This is a genomic window from bacterium (assembly GCA_039961635.1).
In the GTDB taxonomy this organism is placed as follows: Bacteria; 4484-113; 4484-113; order JAGGVC01; family JAGGVC01; genus JABRWB01.
The window spans coordinates 1-7277 of sequence record JABRWB010000066.1 but is presented as its reverse complement, the minus strand read 5'-3'; the positions used below and the strand labels follow the sequence as shown (position 1 = coordinate 7277).

The window sequence follows — 7277 nt, the reverse complement described above, 5'->3', positions numbered from 1 at the left end:
GAGCTACACGGGGCAATACCTGCGCCCGGTGCTGGAACGGCACGGGATAAAGCTTGGCGCGCCGAAGAAAAACGGGAAAGCGGTCGCGCGGGCGAAGGCGATGAACGGGGGAGGGTAGTGCGATGGCGGTTCAATGTGTCTCCCGTAATACGTATTAGGATATGTTGGGGCTGAGTATTGGAACAATCCCCGCAAGTACATCGGGTATACTTTATCCGGCATGATCAAACGTGGTGAGCGGGCGATTCGCGTTTACGCAGACACTTCGGTTTTCGGCGCGATTGCCGATACGGAGCCGTTCGCGCTGCCGAGCATGAAGTTTTTCGAACTGGTTAAGGAAGGCGCGTTTAATTTGGTCGTTTCGCCGACGCTCGACGATGAAATCGCAGAAGCGCCGTTAAGGGTTCGAAAATTTTACGAGACATTTAAGCAAGCGGCGGAGGTTGCCGTTTCGAGCGGGGAGGTGTACGACCTTAAGGACGCCTACATCGCCAATGGCATTCTGACGCCAAAATGGGAGGCTGACGCTATTCATGTCGCATCGGCCACCGTATCCCGGTGCAGGTTGATAGTAAGTTGGAATTTCCGGCACATCGTCAACTTCAAAAAAATCCGAATGTACAATGCCGTTAATTTGCTTCGCGGATATCAGGATATTGCCATTCACACTCCCCAGGAGGTTGTGGAAAGTGAGTAAGTTAAGAGTGCCCGAGCCTGAATGCGTTCAAATGAAGCGCCGCGCTTCGCTGAAGGTGCATAAGAAACTGTCCGGAATGACGCGCGAAGAGGTGATTTCGTATTGGGACAAGCGCGCCGCGGAAATGATAGAAAGCCAAAAATCCATAAAGAATAAAGTGCGGGCTGACCCCGCAAAAAAGTGAATCGCGAAATTTCGCCGCACCCATCCCCCGCAAAACCAAACATGGCCGGGGACAGAGTTGAACTGCCGACACAGGGATTTTCAGTCCCCTGCTCTACCACCTGAGCTACCCGGCCACGCGCCCGCAACAGGGGAAGGAATGGCGGGGCCGACGGGACTCGAACCCGCGGTCTTCTGCGTGACAGGCAGATATGTTAACCGACTACACCACGGCCCCATGCACCCTCCGCGATTGCGGGGATAGAGATAATACCAGAAACGGACGGCGGGTCAATAGAATTTTCCCGCAGCCGGATAATCGAACGGTGGAACTTGCCGGGCGTCGAAACGCCGATCTGGAGATCGGCGGTAAATGGTTTCATCTCCCGGTTAGCCATCCGGCGTCGCATCTAATATCGCCTTCGACATAGTCCGCGGCGGTGAAATACACCGAAAGCTCCCGCTCGGCGGTCGCAGGACTATCGCTGGCATGGACAAGGTTGTTCGAAATGTCAAGCGCAAAGTCGCCCCGTATCGTTCCCGGCGCGGCGTCCTTGGGGTGGGTCGCGCCGACGAGCGAGCGAACCTGTGCGACGGCGTTCGGCCCTTCCCAGCACATCGCCACGACAGGGCCGCTCTGGATGTAAGAAACCAGACCGGGATAGAACGGCTTGCCGACGTGCTCGGCGTAGTGCCGCTCCGCCGTCTCCTGCGTCACGCGCATCAGCTTCATCGCCCGCAGCGTCAGACCTTTCTGCTCGAACACGCCGATTATGCGCCCGGCCAGCGCGCGGGCCACTCCGTCCGGCTTGATCATCACGAATGTGCGTTCCAAGATGCTCCTCCGAAAACCGGGCGGATTATAACAGGAGATTGACTGAATGCCGCTCGCCGAAAGCCCTCGATTTTGCCCAAAACGAGCCAACCGCCCCTTAAAGACCATCCGGCGGACTCCCGGACTTTTTTCCAAAATCCCTTCAATGCCCTTGACAAGCCGCCCTGAAACGGGTATAACTTCTGCGGTCGAGGTTTGCAGCCGTCTGGCGCGCAAACCTTTTTTGCTATTATCCCACTTTCAAGGAGGTAGATGACGTGAGAAAGGGCTTTACTCTTATCGAGTTGCTCGTCGTCATCGTGATCATCGGCATTCTGGCCGCAATCGCACTCCCTAACTACATTAGGGTCAAGGATAAGGCCAAGGAAGCCGAGGTGAAGAGCAATCTTCACAACATTCAGTTGTCCATCGAGCGTTTTGCGGTGGACACCGAGGGGACGTACCCGCAGTACTTGATCGGCGGAGACCTGAAGTATTCGAACAACCCGGATATCAACGCCAACGTGAACGCGCTTACCGACATCACGGCAATCGCGGACCGCAATCAGGTTTCCGACCCGTTGCTTCGCAGGGGATATGTGGACAGCTATCCCAAAAACCCGTTTGCCCGCAACGGCGCGGCCATCCACAAGTTCCAAGACGATGTGGATGACGATATGCGCAGCGGCGCCAACGGCCCAATCCGCGGATGCAGGTTCGGCGGAAGCTGCACAATAATGGGCAACGTATCGGCCGATCACAGGTTCACCCAGTTTGTCTCGGTGACTCCGGGTCAGCCGCCTCAGACGGTAGCCAGTCAGGCCGACTTCGAGAATTACAGGTTCTACGACCTGTGGCTGGGCAACCGTCCCAAGCTTTACCTGCCGGGCGAGTTCTTCTACAAGTCGAATGGACCGGTTGTTGCCGCGGATCCAGATTCGATCGATCAGAACCGTCCCATTCAGCCGGTGGAAGTTGACCAGTACATCATGGGCGGTTACGGAAGCATCCGCTCCAAGGGCAGCGACATTCTCGGACCCGAGCCCAACATCGTCGCATACACCGCTGCGAGCGCTGGGAACAGCGAATTCGACATCCTTGCCGGTTATCGTCCTCCGGTACCGGAGTTCGGTCCGATGCAGGGTGATCCCGGCGATCCGGGCGGCGGAGGCGGCGGCACCACCGTCGGCCAGCGTATCGACATCCCCAGCTGGACTCGTTGGCTCAACCAGGTCGTCGGCGGCAGCTACCCGGGCAGCCCCTACGGCCCGTCCACAACGATCGGCCTCGAGCAGCTTTCCTACGGCAACCCGAACGGCATCAAGGACGCGACCATCCTTGTTCTGAACGCGGGCGAGAACGCCAAGGAAAACCGCTAGTATCCGATTTCAAGCGTAGTATGAACACACCCCGGGGGTTTGCCCCCCCGGGGTGTTGCTTTTTATACGCCGTTCGAACTGTACGCCCGCCGATTGAACCGCAGGGCTTGGCGACGATATTTCCTGTGGTTTTCATTTTTTTCGCAGATTAATTTTCCCCCAACTTTTTTTTAAAACTGCTTCGCGCGCTTGAAATCCACAAATTCTGCGGGTAAAAGTTAAATGGTCGAGGTCTGCAGCCGCCGGGCGTGCAGGCCTTTTTGCTTTTATCCCACAATTCAAGGAGGTGTGACGACATGAAAAAGGGCTTTACTTTGATAGAGCTCCTGGTCGTCATCGTGATCATCGGCATCCTTGCCTCCATCGCACTTCCCAATTACATCAGGGTCAAGGACAAGGCGAAGGAAGCCGAGGTGAAGAGCAATCTTCACAACATCCAGTTGTCCATCGAGCGGTTCGCGGTGGACACCGAGGGGACTTATCCCCAGTACCTGATCGGCGGCGATTTGAAATATTCAAACAACCCGAATATCAACGCCAACGTCAATGCATTGACGGATATCACGGTCATTGCGGACAGGAACCAAGTTTCCGACCCGCTGCTTCGAAGGGGGTATGTCGACAGTTATCCCAAAAATCCGTTCGCCCGAAACGGCGCCGCCATCCACAAGTTCCAGGAAGATGTGAACGACCGGATGAGAAGCGGGGCGAACGGGCCGATTCGGGGATGCAGATTCGGCGGCACTTGCACCATTATGGGCAATGTGTCGGCGGATCACAGGTTTCCGCAGTTCGTGGCGGTAACTCCGGGCCAGCCGCCGCAGCTGGTGGAGAGCCAGGCAAACTTCGAAAATTTCAGGTTTTTCGATCTCTGGTTGGGCAACCGTCCCAAACTCTACCTGCCGGGAGAGTTTATTTACAAATCGAACGGCCCGATAATCGCCGCCAGCCCGGAGTCGATCGATCCAAACAGGCCAATCCAGCCTATCGAAGTCGACCAGTACATCATGGCGGGATACGGAAGCATAAGAAGCAAAGGAAGCGATATCCTTGGGCCCGAGCCTTCGATTGTCGCTTTTACGGCGGCCAGCCTTGGCGCAGCCGATTTCGACATTCTGGCTTCCTACAGGCCGACGGTTCCGGAATTCGGCCCGATGCAAGGGGATCCGGGCGATCCCGGCGGCGGAGGCGGCGGCACTAATCCCGCAAGCTTGATAAGGATACCGAGCTGGACGAGGTGGATGAACAGGCAAATCGGAAACTCCTTTCCCGGAAGCCCGTTCAGCGCTTCAAGCTCCCTCGGACTCAATCAGCTCGAGTACGGCAATCCAAACGGAATCAAGGACGCGATCATCCTTGCACTAACAGCCGGAGAAGACACAAAAGGAGCGCGCAACTAGCTGCAATTCGCATTGAGCGGCTTCGCCCCGGAGCAATCCGGGGCGTTTTTGTTAATTACACGAATCTCGCGGCTGGTATAATGCCGCCGCCGGAGGTTCCGGCGAATCCAGGAGACATGAATGCCCGAACTTAGAAAAGACCCCATCCTTTCGAGATGGGTTATTATCTCGACGGAAAGGGGAAACCGTCCGCACGCGTTTCAGGAAGAGAAGGAAGACCTGGGCGATCCCAAAAAATGCCCGTTTTGTCCGGGCAATGAAAGCACAACGCCGCCGGAAGTTTACGCGCTGCGTCCCAACGGCGGAAACTGGGGCGAGCCGGGATGGACTCTCCGGGTCGTGCCGAACAAATTCCCGGTTCTGCGGATTGAAGGCGATTTGGGGCGGAAGGGCGTCGGAATGTACGACATGATGAACGGCGTCGGCGCGCACGAAGTGATAATCGAAAGCGAGGATCATTTCCGCCTGCTCCATCAACATTCGCCGGATCATCTGACCGCAATATTCAGGTCGTACAGGGATCGCATGGTGGATCTCTTCCGAGACCAAAGGATGGAGTTCATCCTGCTTTTTAAAAACCAAGGTTCGAGGGCGGGAGCAAGTCTTCCGCATCCTCACAGCCAGCTTATCGCGCTTCCCATTGTGCCGAAGAGGGTCATGGAAGAGCTGCAGGGCGCGGCCGCGCACTGGCAGCTTAAAAAGCGCTGTATCTTCTGTGACATAATCGACCAAGAGAGACTGACAGGGGACAGAATCGTTTACGAAAACGACGAGTTTTTCGTGTTCTGCCCCTTCGCGAGCCTCGCGCCGTTCGAGACGATGCTTCTTCCCAAGCGCCACGATTCGGCTTTTCACGATGCCAGCGACGCACAGCTTGCAAAGCTCGCCGAGGCGATGCGCGTGTTGATAGCCAAGTATTACAGGGCGCTTGGCGATGGACTCAATTACAACTACATCCTGCACACGACCCCGTCCGATAAATGGTGCGAGGAAAACCTGCAGCATGCGCACAGCGCATACCACTGGCATATCGAGTTGTTCCCGCGGCTGACCAAAACCGCCGGATTCGAGTGGGGAACCGGATTTTATATCAATCCCACTCCGCCCGAAGACGCGGCGGCGTTCTTGCGGGATATCGGTGTGGAATGAAATTTTGAACTTGCCGCCTCTTTAAAGCCGTTGCATCACATCCTGCGGATTTTGTCGATCCGATCCCAGATATCGGGATGGGTGTCGAACATCCGCTCGAACCAATTCCGTTGCGGTGCGGCGCGCGTCGGGTCGTCAATGAAAAGGTGCGCGGCGGCGGTTGAGACCTGCGGCATGGGAACGAGAGTGTTTGCTATCACTTCGAGCGCTCCCGCAAGCCCTTCAGGATTGCGCGTCAGCTTCACCGCGGTCGCATCGGCCAGATGCTCGCGGTTGCGGCTGATCGCCATCTGCATCATCTGCGCGACAATCGGCGCGAGTATCGCTGCCAAAAGCATTATCGCGAGGTAAATCAGCGCAAACTGCCCGCCTCCCCGGTCGCGCCCTCCGCCCCGGCCGCCGAAGTACCACATCCTGCCGCGCAACACGAGTTCGCAAATGATTATTATCAGTCCGACCAGCGCCGCCGCTACGGTCATTATCAATATGTCCTGGTTGTAAATGTGGGAGAGCTCATGCGCGAGAACGCCTTCAAGCTGCTGGCGGTCCAGCCTTTCCAAAAGGCCGGTCGTCACGCAGATAATCGAGTTCTCCGGCTTGTGGCCGGTCGCGAATGCGTTCGGGCTGTCCTCGTCCATCACATACACCCGGGGCACATGCGGCAGCCCGGCGGCAATGCAGAGCCCCTCCACGGTGTTGATCAGATATGGAAATTCGGCCTTCGTCACTTCGCGCGCGCGGGTCATTCTTATCACCGACGACGCGCCGCCGTAGTAGCTGCTGATGCTCATTATCACCGCGAGCACCAGCGCGGCCGCGGCGAAAAGCACGCTGTCCTGCGGAGATACGAATAGCCCGATGGCGAGTCCCAGCCCCGTAATAAGCAGAATGAATCCGAAAAAGAGAAAGAACGTGCGGCGCTTGTTAGCTTCGATCTGATACTGGAAGAGGCTGTACACGCGGCGATTATATCAAAGCGCGCCGGGGCGCGGGAAAAACGCTGTGGTAGAATTTCGCGCCGCGCGCCTGTAGCTCAGGGGATAGAGCGACAGCCTCCGGAGCTGTAGGCCACTGGTTCGAATCCAGTCAGGCGCGCTTGATTCCCATTCGACACACTAGACAATTCAATCCAAGGCGTTAAACCTCGCTCCTGACGCGCGAAACCGGGATGCGAGGGGAGCATAAGCCGGATTCTGTTTATGCGGCCATCTATCTGGGACGCCGCTCTCACGACGCCTCAAGCAGCTACTCGGGGGCTCGGCGGGCCGCCTTTTAACGCCCCCTTTTTGCCTTGCACCGGGGAGGGTTGCCCGAGCCGGCCGGTCGCCCGGACCGCTGGTGCGCTCTTACCGCACCGTTTCACCGTTGCCCGCGGGTATCAACCTAAATTTCGCCCTGAGGGGCGAATTGCGGGCTGTTCTTTTCTGTGGCGCATTCCATCGGATCGCTCCGCCTGGGAGTTACCCAGTCCCCTGCCCTGGGGTGTCCGGACTTTCCTCGACGGGGACGAGCCCCGCCGCGGCCGCTTGCTCCCCTCGCGGCATACATGATACCCCAATCCGCCTTTATAAACAATCGCGGCACATTCATGAATGAGGTGCAACACTCTAGGTGATTCAAGCCCGGAGGTGTTGCACCGTTGAAAGAGTACCATCACTTGACATTCAAGGACCGCA

At 57.1% G+C, this 7277-nt stretch carries 7 protein-coding genes, 3 tRNA genes and 1 other RNA gene; 6 read left to right on the top strand and 5 right to left on the bottom strand.

All coding sequences use genetic code 11. The features are described 5' to 3' along the window. The first annotated feature begins 244 nt into the window (after window positions 1–244). Entirely contained in the window at window positions 245–697 is a 453-nt protein-coding gene (locus HRF49_10305; GenBank protein ID MEP0815039.1) for a hypothetical protein, read from the top strand. Beyond that, on the top strand, window positions 690–881 hold the full coding sequence (locus tag HRF49_10300; GenBank protein MEP0815038.1) for a hypothetical protein: 192 nt from the start codon (window positions 690–692) through the stop codon (window positions 879–881). Before HRF49_10305 ends, HRF49_10300 begins: the two co-directional genes overlap by 8 nt. Before the next feature lie 42 nt (window positions 882–923). Here HRF49_10300 and HRF49_10295 read toward each other — a convergent pair. The 3 genes from HRF49_10295 to ndk all read right to left on the bottom strand — a co-directional run bounded on the left by HRF49_10295 (window position 924) and on the right by ndk (window position 1694). Beyond that, window positions 924–996, bottom strand: a tRNA-Phe gene (locus HRF49_10295). A 24-nt stretch (window positions 997–1020) separates the two neighbouring features. Continuing rightward, window positions 1021–1097: transfer RNA gene (locus HRF49_10290), tRNA-Asp, on the bottom strand. 141 nt (window positions 1098–1238) lie between these two features. After that, a complete protein-coding gene (gene ndk / locus HRF49_10285; GenBank protein MEP0815037.1) occupies window positions 1239–1694 on the bottom strand; it encodes a nucleoside-diphosphate kinase in 456 nt (151 codons plus the stop codon). Window positions 1695–1876: 182 nt separating this feature from the next. Here ndk and HRF49_10280 point away from each other — a divergent pair, with 182 nt between their 5' ends. The 3 genes from HRF49_10280 to galT all read left to right on the top strand — a co-directional run bounded on the left by HRF49_10280 (window position 1877) and on the right by galT (window position 5601). After that, window positions 1877–3052: a type II secretion system protein gene (locus HRF49_10280; GenBank protein MEP0815036.1), complete on the top strand. Its 1176-nt coding sequence runs from the start codon at window positions 1877–1879 to the stop codon at window positions 3050–3052. A 296-nt stretch (window positions 3053–3348) separates the two neighbouring features. Next, a complete protein-coding gene (locus HRF49_10275) occupies window positions 3349–4452 on the top strand; it encodes a type II secretion system protein (GenBank protein ID MEP0815035.1) in 1104 nt (367 codons plus the stop codon). 120 nt (window positions 4453–4572) lie between these two features. Then, window positions 4573–5601, top strand: a complete 1029-nt coding sequence (galT, locus tag HRF49_10270) for a galactose-1-phosphate uridylyltransferase (GenBank protein ID MEP0815034.1) — start codon at window positions 4573–4575, stop codon at window positions 5599–5601. A gap of 35 nt (window positions 5602–5636) precedes the next feature. Here the strand turns inward: galT and HRF49_10265 are convergent, their stop codons facing one another. Continuing rightward, complete coding sequence (locus HRF49_10265) at window positions 5637–6560, bottom strand: M48 family metallopeptidase (GenBank protein ID MEP0815033.1); 924 nt, start codon at window positions 6558–6560, stop codon at window positions 5637–5639. A 63-nt stretch (window positions 6561–6623) separates the two neighbouring features. Here HRF49_10265 and HRF49_10260 point away from each other — a divergent pair. After that, a tRNA-Arg gene (locus tag HRF49_10260) sits at window positions 6624–6696 on the top strand. A 72-nt stretch (window positions 6697–6768) separates the two neighbouring features. On the opposite strand, the gene rnpB is transcribed toward HRF49_10260, so the two are convergent. Next, an RNA gene (gene rnpB, locus HRF49_10255) (RNase P RNA component class A) lies at window positions 6769–7139 on the bottom strand. Window positions 7140–7277: the final 138 nt, after the last annotated feature.

Excerpts from the sequence above, each read along its gene's own strand:
- HRF49_10275 (MEP0815035.1), top strand. The coding sequence starts at position 3,349 with ATGAAAAAGGGCTTTACTTTGATAGAGCTCCTGGTCGTCATCGTGATC.
- galT (MEP0815034.1), top strand. The coding sequence starts at position 4,573 with ATGCCCGAACTTAGAAAAGACCCCATCCTTTCGAGATGGGTTATTATC.